At 74.0% G+C, this 14932-nt stretch carries 13 protein-coding genes; 8 read left to right on the forward strand and 5 right to left on the reverse strand.

All coding sequences use genetic code 11. The features are described from left to right. Positions 1–23: 23 nt before the first annotated feature. The 3 genes from ACZ79I_RS33390 to ACZ79I_RS33400 are packed head-to-tail and all read right to left on the reverse strand — an operon-like array spanning position 24 to position 3610. Positions 24–1775 carry a CocE/NonD family hydrolase gene (locus ACZ79I_RS33390; RefSeq protein WP_471502478.1) on the reverse strand — a complete coding sequence of 584 codons (1752 nt, stop codon included), beginning with the start codon at positions 1773–1775 and terminating at the stop codon, positions 24–26. Continuing rightward, positions 1765–2211 carry an ester cyclase gene (locus tag ACZ79I_RS33395; RefSeq protein WP_471502480.1) on the reverse strand — a complete coding sequence of 149 codons (447 nt, stop codon included), beginning with the start codon at positions 2209–2211 and terminating at the stop codon, positions 1765–1767. The genes ACZ79I_RS33390 and ACZ79I_RS33395 overlap by 11 nt, the downstream gene beginning before the upstream one ends. 16 nt (positions 2212–2227) lie before the next feature. Continuing rightward, a complete protein-coding gene (locus ACZ79I_RS33400) occupies positions 2228–3610 on the reverse strand; it encodes a flavin-containing monooxygenase (RefSeq protein WP_471502482.1) in 1383 nt (460 codons plus the stop codon). Between the two features lie 390 nt (positions 3611–4000). Between ACZ79I_RS33400 and ACZ79I_RS33405 the strand changes: the two genes are divergently transcribed. The 6 genes from ACZ79I_RS33405 to ACZ79I_RS33430 all read left to right on the forward strand — a co-directional run bounded on the left by ACZ79I_RS33405 (position 4001) and on the right by ACZ79I_RS33430 (position 11777). Next, the gene (locus ACZ79I_RS33405) at positions 4001–4834 is read left to right on the forward strand and encodes a M55 family metallopeptidase (RefSeq protein ID WP_471502483.1); all 834 of its coding nucleotides are present in this window, start codon (positions 4001–4003) and stop codon (positions 4832–4834) included. Beyond that, on the forward strand, positions 4827–6131 hold the full coding sequence (locus ACZ79I_RS33410) for a M20/M25/M40 family metallo-hydrolase (protein WP_471502485.1): 1305 nt from the start codon (positions 4827–4829) through the stop codon (positions 6129–6131). Before ACZ79I_RS33405 ends, ACZ79I_RS33410 begins: the two co-directional genes overlap by 8 nt. Positions 6132–6148: 17 nt before the next feature. Next, positions 6149–8113 carry a prolyl oligopeptidase family serine peptidase gene (locus ACZ79I_RS33415; RefSeq protein WP_471502487.1) on the forward strand — a complete coding sequence of 655 codons (1965 nt, stop codon included), beginning with the start codon at positions 6149–6151 and terminating at the stop codon, positions 8111–8113. Then, the gene (locus ACZ79I_RS33420; protein ID WP_471502489.1) at positions 8110–9033 is read left to right on the forward strand and encodes a S66 peptidase family protein; all 924 of its coding nucleotides are present in this window, start codon (positions 8110–8112) and stop codon (positions 9031–9033) included. Before ACZ79I_RS33415 ends, ACZ79I_RS33420 begins: the two co-directional genes overlap by 4 nt. Before the next feature lie 108 nt (positions 9034–9141). Continuing rightward, positions 9142–9711, forward strand: coding sequence for a GNAT family N-acetyltransferase (locus ACZ79I_RS33425; protein ID WP_471502491.1), 570 nt, complete (start codon positions 9142–9144; stop codon positions 9709–9711). A gap of 92 nt (positions 9712–9803) precedes the next feature. Further along, the gene (locus ACZ79I_RS33430; protein ID WP_471502493.1) at positions 9804–11777 is read left to right on the forward strand and encodes a DUF5107 domain-containing protein; all 1974 of its coding nucleotides are present in this window, start codon (positions 9804–9806) and stop codon (positions 11775–11777) included. A 13-nt stretch (positions 11778–11790) separates the two neighbouring features. On the opposite strand, the gene ACZ79I_RS33435 is transcribed toward ACZ79I_RS33430, so the two are convergent. Further along, a complete protein-coding gene (locus ACZ79I_RS33435) occupies positions 11791–12117 on the reverse strand; it encodes a VOC family protein (RefSeq protein ID WP_471505361.1) in 327 nt (108 codons plus the stop codon). A gap of 201 nt (positions 12118–12318) precedes the next feature. On the opposite strand from ACZ79I_RS33435, the gene ACZ79I_RS33440 reads away from it, so the two are divergent. Together ACZ79I_RS33440 and ACZ79I_RS33445 are read left to right on the forward strand one after the other, a co-directional pair. Beyond that, entirely contained in the window at positions 12319–12834 is a 516-nt protein-coding gene (locus ACZ79I_RS33440; protein WP_471502495.1) for a phage holin family protein, read from the forward strand. Positions 12835–12837: 3 nt separating this feature from the next. Then, complete coding sequence (locus tag ACZ79I_RS33445; protein ID WP_471502497.1) at positions 12838–13875, forward strand: SDR family oxidoreductase; 1038 nt, start codon at positions 12838–12840, stop codon at positions 13873–13875. A gap of 34 nt (positions 13876–13909) precedes the next feature. On the opposite strand, the gene ACZ79I_RS33450 is transcribed toward ACZ79I_RS33445, so the two are convergent. Continuing rightward, on the reverse strand, positions 13910–14866 hold the full coding sequence (locus ACZ79I_RS33450) for a TIGR03557 family F420-dependent LLM class oxidoreductase (protein WP_471502499.1): 957 nt from the start codon (positions 14864–14866) through the stop codon (positions 13910–13912). Between the last annotated feature and the right edge of the window lie 66 nt (positions 14867–14932).

Below are 14932 nucleotides of genomic sequence, written 5' to 3' on the forward strand. Positions count from 1 at the left end.
GCCGACGGGCGATGCCCGCGGGATCAGCCGCCGGGCGGAAGCACGCCGAGCCGGACCGCCGAGGGCCGCCGCGGATCGTGGTGGATCTCCTGCTCCGCAGCCAGCAGACGGACGGCGCTCGCCGTCGGCTCGCCGGTGCCGGGGTTGCGGGCGAACCGGGGGTGGGCCCCGCTGGAGACCTGGAGCCGGATGCGGTGGCCGGCCCGGAACCGGCAGGCGGTCGGTGCGAGGTCGAGGGCGAGCGCGAGCACTCCGCCCGTATCGGCCTCACCGGCCGCACGGGAGCCGGGCCGCACCCGGATCAGCCCGTCGGTGATGTCCACCGACCGGCCGTCCGGGTGCACGTCGCAGAGCCGGGCGAAGAAATCGGTGTGCGCGAGCGTGGAGCGTACGTACAGCTCGGCCGAGACCTCACCGACGACGTCCAGGTCGGCCTCCAACGGGTCGGTGGTGAAGGTGAGTACGTCCGCGCGGGCCTCCAGCGCGCGGTTGTCCCGCGGTCCGCAGCCCGCGCCCGTCCAGGCGCCACCGACGGCCGGGGTGGGGTCCGCCGGATCGTAGCGGTAGCGGTCGGGGGCGCTCGGCGGCGGAGGGGAAGGGTCGAGCCGGCCACCCGGATGCAGGTACCAGCGTCGGGAGAGCGCCCGCGGCGGCCAGGCGCCGAAGCCGCGCCACTCCCCGGCGCCGAGCACGAACAGGCGCACCGGGTCCGGCTCAGCGGTGCCGTCGGCGGCCTCCCGGCCCGGTCCGGATACGGCCCTGCGCTCGGGTGCGGGCGCGGGTCCGGGCTCGGGCTCGGGCTCGGAAAAGACTCCGGCGAGCCAGTCCAGGGAGTCCGCCATGAAGGCCGGCCACCAGCGGCCGATCGCCGTGTGCGTCCACGGTCCGACGGTCAGCCGGGGCGCCGCGCCGCCGGCCCGCAGCAGCGCGTACTGCTGGAGCGTCTGCGGCAGGAAGGCGTCGTACCAGTTGCCCTGGAGCAGCACGGGAACGCCCGGGCGCCCTGTGAGCCCGGCGCTGTGGTCGGACGCGGACCAGTACGGATCGTCACCGGCCTCGTGCGCCAGCCAGGCGTCGAGGTGCGGGTGGTCGCGGCCCAGCGCCCGCGCGACGGCCGGGCCGAGCGGCAGCTCCCGGTAGGCGATCCGCCGCAGTCTCCGCTTCTCGCGCAGCTGGCGCAGGGTGTCCCGGACCGGTCCGCGCTTCGGGTGGCTGAGCATCGACGCCCAGCCGGCCATCGTGTCCAGGGCGAACGCGCCGCCCGGCCAGGTGACCCGCGCATACTCGTGCGGTCCCATCTGGACCACCATGCCGCGCAGTCCGGGCGGCGGGTCGTCCAGCAGCGCCCACTGCACATAGCCCAGGTAGCTGGCCCCGATGGTGGCGAACTCGCCCGGATACCAGTCCTGTCCGCTCATCCAGGAGGCGGTGTCCCGGCCGTCGGCGGCCTCCTGGACCCATGGTTCGAACGTCCCGCCCGAGCCGAAGGTTCCCCGGCAGCGCTGCACCAGCACCTGGTATCCGCGCTCGGCGTACAGCCGGCCGTACAGCACGCCGATGGGCAGGTCCCAGCCGTACGGGTTGCGCACCAGCAAGGTCGGCGGCCGGCCGCCGCCGGCCGGCGCGTAGTGGTCGGCGAGCAGGTCGACGCCGTCACGCATCGGCACCCGTATGCCCCTGGTGACCCGGACGTCCCGGGTGACGGCCGGCGGCAGCCGCATCAGCCGGCTCGCCACGCTCGCGGCGAGCGTGCCGCCCCTTCGCTCAGCCCGCACGGAACAGTCCCAGGGCGGCGAGCAGCCGGAGGTTCTCGGCGGCGCTCCACCACTCGGCGACCCGGCCCTGGTGGATCCGCAGGATGTCGATGCCCCGGTTGGCGACCGGTGTGCCGGGCGCGGCGGTGGCCTCGGGCAGCCCCCCGCGGTAGATGCCGGCGAACCGCCAGCCGCCGGTGACGTACGCCCCTTCGGCGACCGGGCCCACCTCGGTGGTGTAGGTCAGGTCCGCGATGCCGTGGACACCGCCGATCAGGGCGAGGGCGCCGTCGCGGTCGCCGATCAGGCTCGGGTCGATGCTGTCCGACAGCCTCGGCGAGTGGACGGTGATCCGCTCGGCGAGCAGTTCCCTGCCGACGGAGAGGTCGCCGTTCCACAGGGCGATCCACTTCTCCCAGATGCGGTGCGCCTCGGCCGGGGTGGGATCGATGGTCATGGTGACTCCTGGGTGCTCAGCGGGATCCGACCGGGCCCGGGCTGCGGTCGGGGTCGGGGGTGACGCCGGTGGTGGCACTGGTGCGGTGGGCAAGGGGCGCACCGCCGGCGGCGAGATGGTGGCGGCGGTCGCGCAGGAGCTGGCGCAGGTAGCGGTAGACGTCCAGTTCGACGGTGAGCCGCGGCGTCGCGGAGTAGCGCCGGCGCACCTTCCGGTCGTCGGCGGCGATCTCGGCCAGCATCGCCTCCCGGCCGGGCAGCCGGGTACGTCCCTCGATCAGATCGGCGGTCCATTCGGCCTGTGCCTCGGCGACGGGGGTGATGGCGCTCAGCGTCTTGGCGAAGCCGAGGAAGAACAGCCTTTCGTGACCCGGCATCACGATCCGGCGGAAGAGCCGCATCGGGCCTGCCATCACCGGGGTCGACTCCTGTGGCAGGAAAGGGAAGCTGAACTTGTAACCGGTGCACCAGACGATCGCGTCGAACTCCTCCACCGAGCCGTCGGTGAACCGCACCCGACGGCCGCCGTCGAAGCGCTCGATGCCCGGCCGCACCGCGATCCGGCCGGCCTTGACCGCCGGCAGGTAGCCCTCGCAGGTGGCGGGGTGGGTGCGCAGGGCGAGGTGACCCGGGGCCGCCAGGCCGTACCGGCTGATCCTGCCCTGCGTCACCCAGAGCATCGCGGTCAGCAGGAGGCTCTGCACCAAGGGCGGCACGTACGTGGCGAGCGGCAGGTTGGCCTTGTCGGCGGGCCTGCCGAAGAGGTACTTCGGGGTGATCCAGAAGCCGCGCCGGGCACTGGAGACCACCCGGTCGGCCACGGCCGACAGTTCGGTGGCGATGTCGCAGGCGGTGTTGCCGAATCCGACGACCAGCACCCGCCGGCCGCGCAGCGGGTCGGGCCTCTTGTAGTCCTTGCTGTGCAGCTGGGTGCCGGTGAACTCGCCCCGGTACGCGGGCTCCGGCCACTTCGGGTCCCAGTGGAAGCCGTTGGCGACCAGGACGTGGGAGTAGCGGTGGGTCTGTCCGTCGTCCAGTGTGACCTGGTATCCGGCGCCGTCCTCGACCACCCCGGTCACCGAGGTCCGGAAGCGGATGTGCCGGCGCAGGCCGAAGTGCTCGGTGTAGCGCTCCAGGTAGTCGAGCATCTGCGGATGCCCGGGGAACAGCGGATAGTCCCCGGGCATCGGGAACTTGGGGAAGCCGCTCATGTCCCGGGAGCTGTTCAGCTCGATGGAGTCGTAGACGGCGGAGGTGCCGCTGTCGTTGCAGAACCGCCACTGGCCACCGATGTCGGAGCCCTTCTCGTACACGTCGAACGGGACACCCCGCTCGCTGAGGACCTGCGCGGCCGCGAGCCCGCAGACCCCGGCCCCGATGACGCACACCCGCACGGACATCCGATCGCCCCCTCGCGAACCCCACTGGCCCGGGAAGTGTTCGCAAGCTGGCTAAAGACGCCCTTGTGTTCGGCCCCCCGGCGCCACTCGCGCCGGCCGGCTGCGCCCGGACTCCCCCCACCCGGACGCCGTTCCCCGCCTCCCGGGACGCCGAGCGCGCCCCCGCGTGTACCGCACGACCTTCGGCGCCGGTCCGTGAGACCGTGCGGTCCGGGCGGGTCGTGGCCGGGACCGCCGTCAATGAGACACTGCCCACTCGCGCGGGCCACCGGGCGCAGCGCGAAGTGCCGTACAGGGTAGGGATGCTGCCGAGAGCCGACGAGACCGATGCCGACGATGGATGTCACCGAGCCGTCCGGGCTCCCCGAGCCAGAGAGGACAGAACCGCGCATGAAGATCCTCATCAGCGCCGACATGGAGGGCGCCACCGGTGTCACCTGGCCCGCGGACGTGCTGCCCGGCACGCCGCAGTGGGAGCGGTGCCGGGCGATGTTCACCTCCGACGTGAACGCCGCCGTGCTGGGCTTCTTCGACGGCGGCGCCGACGAGGTGCTGATCAACGAGGCGCACTGGACCATGCGCAACCTGCTCCTCGAACGGCTGGACGAGCGGGCGCAGATGCTCACGGGCCGCCACAAGTCCCTCTCCATGGTGGAGGGCGTGCAGCACGGCGACGTGGACGGCATCGCGTTCGTCGGCTACCACGCCGGCGCCGGCATGGAGGGGGTGCTGGCGCACACCTACCTCGCCAACACCATCACCGCTGTCTGGCTGAACGACGTGCGTGCCAGCGAGGGACTGCTGAACGCGCACGTGGTCGCCGAGTACGGTGTGCCGGTGATCCTGGTCACCGGCGACGACGTCGCCTGCGAGGACGCGCTCGGGTACGCGCCCGAGGCGCTGAAGGTCGCCGTCAAGGACCACGTCTCGCGGTATGCGGCCGTGTGCCGCACCCCGGCCAGGACCGCCGCCGACATCCGCGCGGCGGCCAAGGAGGCGGCTTCCCTGGCGGTACGTCACAAGCCGGTGGCCGGCGGGCCGTTCACCGTGGCGCTGGAGTTCGACGCGGAGCACCTGGCGATGGCCGCCACCGTGGTGCCGGGTGCGGAGCGCGTCGGGGAACGCAAGGTGGCGTACACGAGCGGGACCATGTACGAGGCGATCCGTACCTTCAAGGCGGTCACCACGATCGTCTCGGCCGCGGTGGAGGAGCAGTATGGCTGACCGGCAGGCACTCGACGAGGTCGTGCGGTTCACCTCCGACCTCATCCGCATCGACACCACCAACCGCGGCGGCGGCGACTGCCGGGAGCGGCCCGCCGCCGAGTACGCGGCCGAGCGGCTGGCCGAGGCCGGCCTGCGGCCCACCCTGCTGGAACGCACCGGGGGCCGGACGAACGTCGTCGCCCGCATCGAGGGCACCGATCCCTCCGCCGGCGCGCTGCTCGTGCACGGGCACCTCGACGTGGTGCCCGCCGAGGCCGCCGACTGGAGCGTGCACCCGTTCTCCGGCGAGGTCCGGGACGGCGTCGTCTGGGGCCGGGGCGCGGTCGACATGAAGAACATGGACGCGATGATCCTCGCGGTCGTCCGGGACTGGGCGCGCACGGGCGTGCGACCGCGGCGCGACATCGTCATCGCGTTCACCGCCGACGAGGAGGCCAGCGCGGAGGACGGCTCCGGCTTCCTCGCGGACCGGCACGCGGACCTGTTCGAGGGGTGCACCGAAGGCATCAGCGAGTCCGGGGCGTTCACCTTCCACGACGGCAGCGGCCGGCAGATCTATCCGATCGCGGCGGGCGAGCGCGGCACCGGCTGGCTCAAGCTGACCGCGCGCGGCCGGGCGGGCCACGGCTCGAAGGTCAACCCCAGCAACGCGGTCACCCGGCTTGCCGCCGCCGTCGCCCGCATCGGCGCCCATGAATGGCCGCTCAGACTCACCCCGACCGTGCGCGCCGCGCTCACCGAACTCGCCGCGGTGTACGGCCTCAAGCCCGACCTCGACGACGTGGACGGGCTCATGGAGAAGCTCGGCCCGGCCGCCGCACTGGTCGAGCCGACCCTCCGGTGCAGCACCAACCCGACCATGCTGAACGCCGGGTACAAGGTCAACGTCATCCCCGGCGAGGCCGTCGCCCATGTCGACGGACGCTATCTGCCCGGAACCGAGGACGAGTTCCGCGCGACCCTCGACGAACTCACCGGGCCGGACGTGGAGTGGGAGTTCCACCATCGCGAGGTCGCCCTCCAGGCACCGGTGGACTCGCCGACCTTCGCCCTGATGGCGGACGCGGTACGGGAGTTCGCACCCGAAGGGCACGTGGTGCCGTTCTGCATGTCGGGCGGCACCGACGCCAAGCAGTTCTCGCGCCTCGGCATCACCGGATACGGGTTCGCGCCGCTGAAGCTGCCGGAGGGATTCGACTACGGGGCGCTGTTCCACGGCGTCGACGAACGTGTTCCGGTCGAGGCGCTGCACTTCGGCGTCCGCGTCCTCGACCGTTTTCTGCGCACGGCCTGACGGGGGGAGCGAAGGAGATGGCACAGACACTGGCGTACGGGGCGTGGCCCTCGCCCATCGGGGCGGAGCTGGCCGCCGCGCACGACGGACAGCCCGAATCGGTGGGCTTCGTGGGCGACGAGGTGTGGTGGACCGAGCCGCGCCCCACCGAGGGCGGCCGCCGCACGCTCGTACGGCGCACGGCCGACGGCGGCCAGGAGCCGGTGCTGCCCGCGCCGTGGAACGTGCGCAGCCGGGTCATCGAGTACGGCGGCCGGCCCTGGGCCGGGGTGATGCGCCCCGAAGGGCCGCTGGTGGTGTTCGTGAACTTCGCGGACCAGCGGCTGTACGCGTACGAGCCGGCGCTTCCCGGCGCCGAGCCGCGCCCGCTCACCCCCCTGTCACCGGTGGGCGGCGGACTGCGCTGGGTCGACCCGCAGGTGCGTGCGGAGCGCGGCGAGGTCTGGTGCGTCCTGGAGGAGTTCACCGGGGACGGGCCCTCGGACGTGCGGCGGGTCGCGGCCGCCGTACCGCTCGACGGCTCGGCGGCCCAGGACCGGGACGCGGTGCGCGAACTCACCGGCGAGCGGCACCGTTTCGTCACCGGTCCGCGCCTGTCGCCGGACGGGCGCCGCGCCTGCTGGCTCGCCTGGGACCATCCCCGCATGCCGTGGGACGGCACCGAGCTGATGGTCGCCGAGGTGGCCGGCGACGGCAGGCTCCGCGAGCCCCGCGCCGTCGCGGGCGGCCCCGAGGAGTCGATCGCCCAGGCGGAGTGGGCACCCGACGGCTCCCTGCTGTACGTCGGCGACCGCACCGGCTGGTGGAACCTCTACCGGGACGGCGTGCGCCTGTGCCCCCGCGAGGAGGAGTTCGGCGGCCCGCTGTGGAAGATCGGACTGCAGTGGTTCGCCCCCCTGGAGAACGGGCTGATCGCCGTCGTGCACGGCAAGGGCGCCGGGCTGCTCGGGATACTCGACCCGGACAGCGGCGGGGTCGTCGACACGGCGGGGCCCTGGACCGAGTTCGCCGCCACGCTCGCCGTGCACGGCAGCCGGATCATCGGCGTCGCCGCCAGTCCGCGCAGCGCGTACGAGGTCGTGGAGCTGGACGCCGGCACCGGCCGCGCCCGGGTGATCGGCGCCGCGCACGACGATCCCGTGGACCCCGCCTACTATCCCGAGCCCCAGATCCGCACCTTCACCGGCCCCGGGGGCCGCGAGGTCCACGCGCACATCTACCCCCCGCACCACCCCGACCACATCGCGCCGGACGACGAACTGCCGCCGTACGTCGTGTGGGCGCACGGCGGGCCCACCGGCCGCGCCCCGCTCGTCCTCGACCTGGAGATCGCCTACTTCACCTCGCGCGGCATCGGCGTCGCCGAGGTCGACTACGGCGGCTCGACCGGATACGGGCGCGAGTACCGGGACCGGCTGCGCGAGCAGTGGGGCGTCGTCGACGTGGAGGACTGCGCGGCCGTCGCCCTCGCCCTGGCCGAGGAGGGCACCGCGGACCGCGACCGGCTCGCGGTGCGCGGCGGCAGCGCGGGCGGCTGGACGGCGGCCGTGTCGCTCACCTCGACCGACGTGTACGCCTGCGGCACGATCATCTACCCCGTCCTGGACCTGAAGAGCTTCGGCTCGGGGGAGACCCACGACTTCGAGTCGCGGTATCTGGACACCCTGGTCGGGCCGTATTCCGAGGTGCCCGGACGGTACGCCGAGCGATCGCCCCTCGACCACGCCGACCGGATCACCGCCCCGTTCCTGCTGCTGCAGGGCCTCGACGACCCGATCTGCTCGCCCGCGCAGTGCGAGCGGTTCCTGGCCCGGTTCCAGGGGCGGCGGATCCCGCACGCCTACATCGCCTTCGAGGGCGAGGGGCACGGGTTCAGGCGGGCCGAGACCATGGTGCGGGCCCTGGAGGCCGAACTGTCCCTGTACGCGCAGGTCTTCGGGCTGAACCCGACCGGCATCCCCACCCTGGAGCTCGCCAAGTGAGACCCCTCGTACGGCCGCCACGCCTCGCCCCCGGCGCCCGCGTCGCCGTCGTCGCGCCCAGCGGGCCCGTGCGCGAGGAACGGCTCGCCGCCGGGCTCGACATCCTGCGCGGCTGGGACCTGGAGCCCGTGGTGGCGCCCCATGTGCTGGACCGGCACCCCGGTTTCCCCTACCTCGCGGGCACCGACGCCGACCGCGCCGCCGACTTCCAGGCCGCGTGGTGCGACCCGGACGTGGCCGCGGTGCTGTGCGCCCGCGGCGGGTACGGGGCGCAGCGCATGGTGGACCTGCTCGACTGGGAGGCGCTGCGGGCCGCCGGGCCCAAGGCGCTGGTCGGTTTCAGCGACATCACCGCGCTGCACGAGGCGGTCGCCGCCCGCCTGGGCCTGGTCACCCTGTACGGGCCGATGGTGTCGGCCCTCGACTTCCTCAAGAGCACGCGGGCGCAGCAGCACCTGAGGGCGACGCTGCTCGAACCGGAGTCCGTGCGCACCATCGCGTCCACGGGAGCGGCACTGGTCCCGGGCCGGGCCCGCGGCGTCACCCTCGGCGGCTGCCTGAGCATGCTCACGGCCGGCCTGGGCACACCCGACGCGCGGACCGGCGCCCGGGGCGGGCTGCTGGTGATCGAGGACGTCGGAGAGGACGTCTACCGGATCGACCGGGCCCTCACCCAGCTCCTGCGCTCCGGCCTGCTCGACGGGATCGCCGGGATCGTCCTCGGGTCGTGGGAGCGGTGCGGCCCCTACGAGCGGCTGCGGGAGCTGTTCACCGACCGGCTCGGCGGACTGGGGGTGCCGGTCGTGGAGGAGTTCGGCTTCGGCCACGGCGAGGGCGCGCTGACGATCCCGCTCGGTGCCGGCGCGGAACTGGACGCGGACGCGGGAACGCTGACGCTGGACGAGACGGCGCTCACGTAGCCCGATGACGATCCCCGGGACCAGGCCACGGCCGGGCGCAGGCCGGGCGCCGGCCGGGGCGCTCCTCGCGAGGCGGCGCGAGGACCCCGCGTGTCGTACGGTGGCCGCGTGACCGAGACCCGTGGGTATCTGACCGAAGGCCCCCGTGTGGGCATACGTCCCTTCGGCTACGACGACGGACCCGAGTTCACGGCCCGGGCGCGGGAGAGCAAGGACCTGCACCATCCATGGCTGTTCCCGCCGGCCGACGCGGAGACGTACGCCGTCTACGCGGGGCGGCTCATCGAGGACCCGGCCAGGGCCGGGTTCCTGGTGTGCGAGAGGGACAGCGGGGGCATCGCCGGATTCATCAACATCAACAACATCGTCCGCGGCGGCTTCCTGTGCGGAGCCCTCGGGTACGGCGCCTTCGCGCACGCCGCCGGGCGCGGCCTGATGACGGAGGCCCTGGGCCTTGTGGTGCGGTACGCGTTCGGGCCCATGGGGCTGCACCGGCTGGAGATCAATGTGCAGCCCGGCAACGCCGCCTCCATCGCCCTTGCCCGGCGCTGCGGCTTCCGCCTTGAGGGCTTCTCACCGGACATGATCTACATCGACGGCGCCTGGCGGGACCACGAGCGCTGGGCCATCACCGCCGAGATGGTCCCCGCTCAGGGCCCGGCGCCCGCCCGGGGATGAGCCGGAGGGGCCTACGGGCGTGAACTCCCAGGGCGCCTTTGCGGAATCCTGACCGGCGGGGCCCCTGGCCGGTTCCCCGGCGGCCGGGTTCCATGGTGATCGTGACGACGATCCGAAGTGACGTGGTGACGCTGCCCGCGGCGGCTCTGGGGCCTGACAATCCGCTGCCGCCGCTGCGCCTCCTCGACGAGGCGCACCGGCTCGACGAGCGCGACCGGGAGGAACTGCCCGGCGACATGGCCCGGCAGATCGGCTACGAGCCGCTGCGCAGCCTGCTCCCGGAGCGCGTCCGGGACGGATACGGCCGGCGGCGCACCCCCCGCGACACCGACGCCCTCGTCATCGAGAACGACCGGCTGCGCGTCACCGTCCTCCCCGGCCTCGGCGGGCGGATCGCGTCGCTGTTCCACCAGCCCTCCGGCCGCGAACTCCTCTACCGCAACCCGGTGTTCCAGCCCGCCTGCTTCGCGCTCAACGGGGCCTGGTTCTCCGGCGGCATCGAGTGGAACATCGGGGCGACGGGCCACACCGCCCTCTCGTGCTCGCCCCTGCACGCGGCCCGCGTCGCGGCACCCGACGGGGGCGACATGCTGCGCCTGTGGGAGTGGGAGCGGCTGCGCGACCTGCCGTTCCAGGTCGACCTCTGGCTGCCGGAGGGCTCCGACTTCCTGTACGTGGGCGTCCGCGTCCGCAATCCGCACGACAGGCCCGCGCCGGTGTACTGGTGGTCCAACATCGCGGTGCCGGAGGAGTGCCGGGTCCTCGCCCCGGCCGACGAGGCGTGGCACTTCTCCTACGAGCGCCGGCTGCGCCGGGTGCCGGTGCCGGTGCACGACGGCGTGGACCGAACCCACCCCCTCGACAGCACCTACCCCGCGGACTACTTCTACGAGGTTCCGGACGGGCGGCGCCGCTGGATCGCCGCACTCGGCGAGGACGGCCACGGCCTGGTGCAGACGTCCACCGACGTGCTGCGCGGGCGGAAACTGTTCGTATGGGGCTCGGGCCCGGGCGGGCGCCGCTGGCAGGAGTGGCTCACCGAACCGGGCACCGGCGGCTACTGCGAGATCCAGGCCGGCCTCGCCCGCACCCAGTTGGAGCACATACGGCTGGACGCCGAGAGCGAGGTGTCGTGGCTGGAGGCGTACGGGCCGCTGGACGCACCGCCCCAGGGGGAGTGGGCCGGCGTTCTGCGCGAGGCCGAGGTGCGGCTGGAGGCCGCCCTGCCACGCGCCCGGGTCGAGGCCGCGTACGAGGCGTGGAGGCCCTGTGCCGACGCCGAACCGGGGCACAGGCTCGCCATGGGTTCCGGCTGGGGCGCGCTCGAAGTGCTGCGCACCGGCCGCAAGCTGCCGGGCACGCCCTTCGAGGAGTCGACGCTCGGCGACGCGCAGGCGCCGTGGCGGGAGCTGCTGCGCTCGGGTTCCTTCCCCGCACCGCACAGGGCCGGGCCGCCCGGTGAGACGCTGGTCGCGCGGCCCTGGCGGGACATGCTGGAGACCGCGCCCGCACGACCGCTGACGGAGTATCACCTCGGTGTGGCCCAGTGGCATGCGGGCGACCGGGCGCAGGCGGTGCGCAGTTGGGAGCGCGCCCTGGAACCCGGGCCGTCCCGGTGGCCGTCGCTGCGCTGTCTCGGGGTCGCCGACCAGGAGGCCGGCAACCCCGAGCGCGCCGCGGACCGCTACGCCGACGCCTTCGACGACCTGTGCCGTCAGCGGCGCGACGCCGGGGAGACCTGGACGGCCGCCACCGCGGCGCTGGGGCGCGAGGCGATCGAGGCGCTGCTGGGTGTGGGCCGCGCCGCCGACGCGCGCGCCGTGTGGCAGCGGCTGCCTCCGGCGACACGTGAGCGCGGCCGCTTCCGGCTGATCGAGGCGCGGCTGCTGCTCGCGGAGGGCGACCGGGAGGGGGCCCGGGCCGTCTTCGACGCCGGGTTCGAGGTCGCGGACCTGCGGGAGGGCGCCGAGACGATCGGCGAGCTGTGGGCCCGGATCACCGGCGAGCCGCTGCCGGCGCGCTACGAGTTCCGGATGCGGCCCGCGGGCGAGGACCGGCCGGTGTGACGCCCCCGGGCCGTCAGGCGCTCGGCCGGCGGTCGACGTACTCGTACACCGAACCGTCCGGATGCATGGCGATCAGATTGCGGCCGGCCGGGGTCTCCACCGGCCCCGCCAGGACGCGGGCACCGGAGTCGGTGAGCACCTGGTGCGCCTCGTCGACGTCCGTCACCGCGATCGTCGCCGCGACCCTGCGCAGGATCTCCAGCTCGGACTCGGGCCCGCTCATCAGCAGGAAGCAGCCGACCGCGGCGACCGAGACGCCGCCGCGCTCGAAGCGCAGGGCGGGGCCGCCCGCCAGTCTCTCGTAGAACGGGACCGAAGCCTCCAGGTCGTCGACGCAGATCCTCCCCCACTCTCAACTTCGTTCGAGCGGGGGCACCCCCATCGTGGCTCCCAGAATGTCCATGCGCACGAGCCTAGTTGGGGCCGCCCGCGAAGGAGATCGTTTCGCGCGGATCCCGGGTCCGGCGGCCGGTTCGAGGGCGCGCCGCCCGTGAGGCGGCACCCGGCGTTACGGGCGCCGGGGCCCGGGTACCCGGCGGGAATGAAGCGCTTGGATCATCTGGAACACCTGGACAAGGAGCTGGTCGACGAGCTGGCGCAGGTGGCGCGCGAGGCCGTGCGCGACGAGCTGCGCGAGCAGACGCGCAGGCAGCGCCGCACGGCCGCGCTGTACGCCGCGTCCGGCGCCGCCGGCCTGTACGCGGGCGCCGCGGTGGCGCTCGCCCTCGGCCTGGCCCTGGCGCTGGGCCTGCCCGGCTGGGCCGCCGCGCTGATCACGGCGGCGGTGCTGGGCGCGGCCGCCTACCTGCTGCGCGGCGCGGCCCGCTCCGGCAGCGGGCACGGGTCCGCCGTGCGGGGCGCCGAGGGTCGTGCCGTGGCCGGGCCGCCGCCCACCGCGCCGCCGGGCGGCCCCGGCACACGCTACCCGCCGGTGCCGCCCGTGGCGCCCGGAGGCCCGGGGACGGGCGCGCCCGCGCCGGGCATCCCGGACGCCGCCGCGCCCGGATCCGCGGGGCCGGGACCCGACCCCGAAGCACCGCACCACCGGGCCCGGTGAGCGATGGCCAGGATGCTGTCGGGCGCCCTGACCAGGCGCCGCAGGGTTGTCGTGGTGACCGGGGCGAGCGGCGGAGTGGGCCGGGCCACGGCCCTGGCGTTCGCCTCCCGCGGCGACCGGGTCGGCCTGCTCGCCCGGGGCCGCGAGGGCCTGGCCGCGGCCGCGGACGAGGTGCAGCGTGCCGGCGGTGAGGCGCTCGTCGTCCCCGTCGACGTGGCGGACGCGAAGGCGGTCGAGGACGCGGCGCAACAGGTCGCCGACGCGTTCGGGAGAATCGACGTCTGGGTCAACAACGCGTTCGCCGGCGTCTTCTCACCGTTCACGGACATCTCACCGGACGAGTTCCGCCGGGTCACCGAAGTGACGTACCTGGGCTGTGTGTTCGGCACCCGGGCCGCGCTGCGGCACATGCTGCCCGCGAACCACGGGACCATCGTCCAGGTCGGCTCCGCGCTCGCGTACCGGGGGATCCCGCTGCAGTCCGCGTACTGCGGGGCCAAACACGCGATCCAGGGCTTCAACGAGTCCCTGCGGTGCGAGCTGCTGCACGAGGGGTCGCGGGTGCGCACCACCATGGTGCAGCTGCCCGCGGTCAACACCCCCCAGTTCGACTGGGTGCTGAGCCGGATCCCGGGCCGCGCGCGGCCGGTGGCCCCCGTCTACCAGCCGGAGCTGGCGGCGCGCGCGATCGTGCACGCGGCCGGGCACCCGAGGCGCCGGGAGTACTGGGTCGGAGGGTCCACCGCGGCCACGCTGATCGCCAACGCCGTGGCTCCCGGGCTGCTGGACCGCTACCTCGCCCGCAAGGGCTTCGACGCCCAGCGGGACGAGGGCGAACACAGCGCCACGGGGAACCTGTGGTCCCCCGCGGACGGCCCGCACGGCCACGACTTCGGGGCGCACGGCCGCTTCGACGCGGAGTCCCTGCCGGGGAGCGCGGAGGATTGGGTGTCCCGGAACCGGGGCCGGATCGGCGCGGGCCTGCTGGTGGGCGGGCTGGGCGCGGCGGTCACCGCCGCCGGAGTCCGCCGCCGGGGCTGACGCCGTGGCCGCTCGCGCGGCGCCACCGCGAGCGCTACCGCGGCAGCTGCGGCAGCACCTTCGTACGGTAGAAATCGAAGAACCCGCGCTGGTCCGGGCCGATCTGGGTCACGCAGACACGGTCGAAACCGGCGTCGGCGTACGCGGCCAGCGCGGCCACGTGCTCGTCCGCGTCGTCCCCGCACACCACGTTCTCCCGCACCATGTCCTCGGTGATCAGCGGCTGCACCTGCTCGAAGTGCTTCGGAGAGGGCAGCACCTGCCCCATCTCGCCCGGCAGCAGCACATTGGGCCACAGCCTCCGGAACGTACGGACGGCCTCGTCGCGGTCCGTGCCGTAGCAGACCTTCGTGCCGCCGCCGACCGGCTTGGCGCCGCCCCCGCCCTTGCGGAACCGCGTCACCATGGACTCGTGCGGCGTCATCGTGATGTAGCCGTCCGCGACCCTCGCCGCGAGTGAGGTCGCCGCCGGGCCGAAGCCGGAGACGTCGATCGGGACCGGTTCGTCCGGGACCGTGTACAGCCGGGCGTTCTCCACCGTGTAGTGGGTCCCCCGGTGGTTGACCTCCTCGCCGGTGAACAGCCGGCGCATCACCTGGATCGCCTCCTCCAGCATCTCCAGGCGCACATGCGCGGGCGGCCAGGCGTTCCCGAGGATGTGCTCGTTCAGCAGCTCGCCGGACCCGACGCCCAGCCGGAAACGGCCCGGCGCCATGACGGCGCAGGTCGCCGCGGCCTGGGCCACCACCGCCGGATGGAGACGGACGGTCGGGCAGGTCACCGCGGTCTCGATGGGCAGCGACACGGCCTGGGCGAGCGCCCCGATCACCGACCACACGAACGGGCTCTGCCCCTGTGCGTCGTTCCACGGGTGGTAGTGGTCCGAGATCCACAGCAGCTGGAATCCGGCCTGCTCGGCCATCCTCGCCTGTTCGACCAGATCCGCGGGACCGAACTCCTCGCACGCGAGGAAGTAGCCGTACTCGGTCATGGGGGGAACCTCCCGGACGGGGCTGCCGCACGGTCACCCGGCCGGGTAACCGCGGGGCGTGCGCGC

It is taken from the genome of Streptomyces sp. PSU-S4-23, from assembly GCF_055632315.1.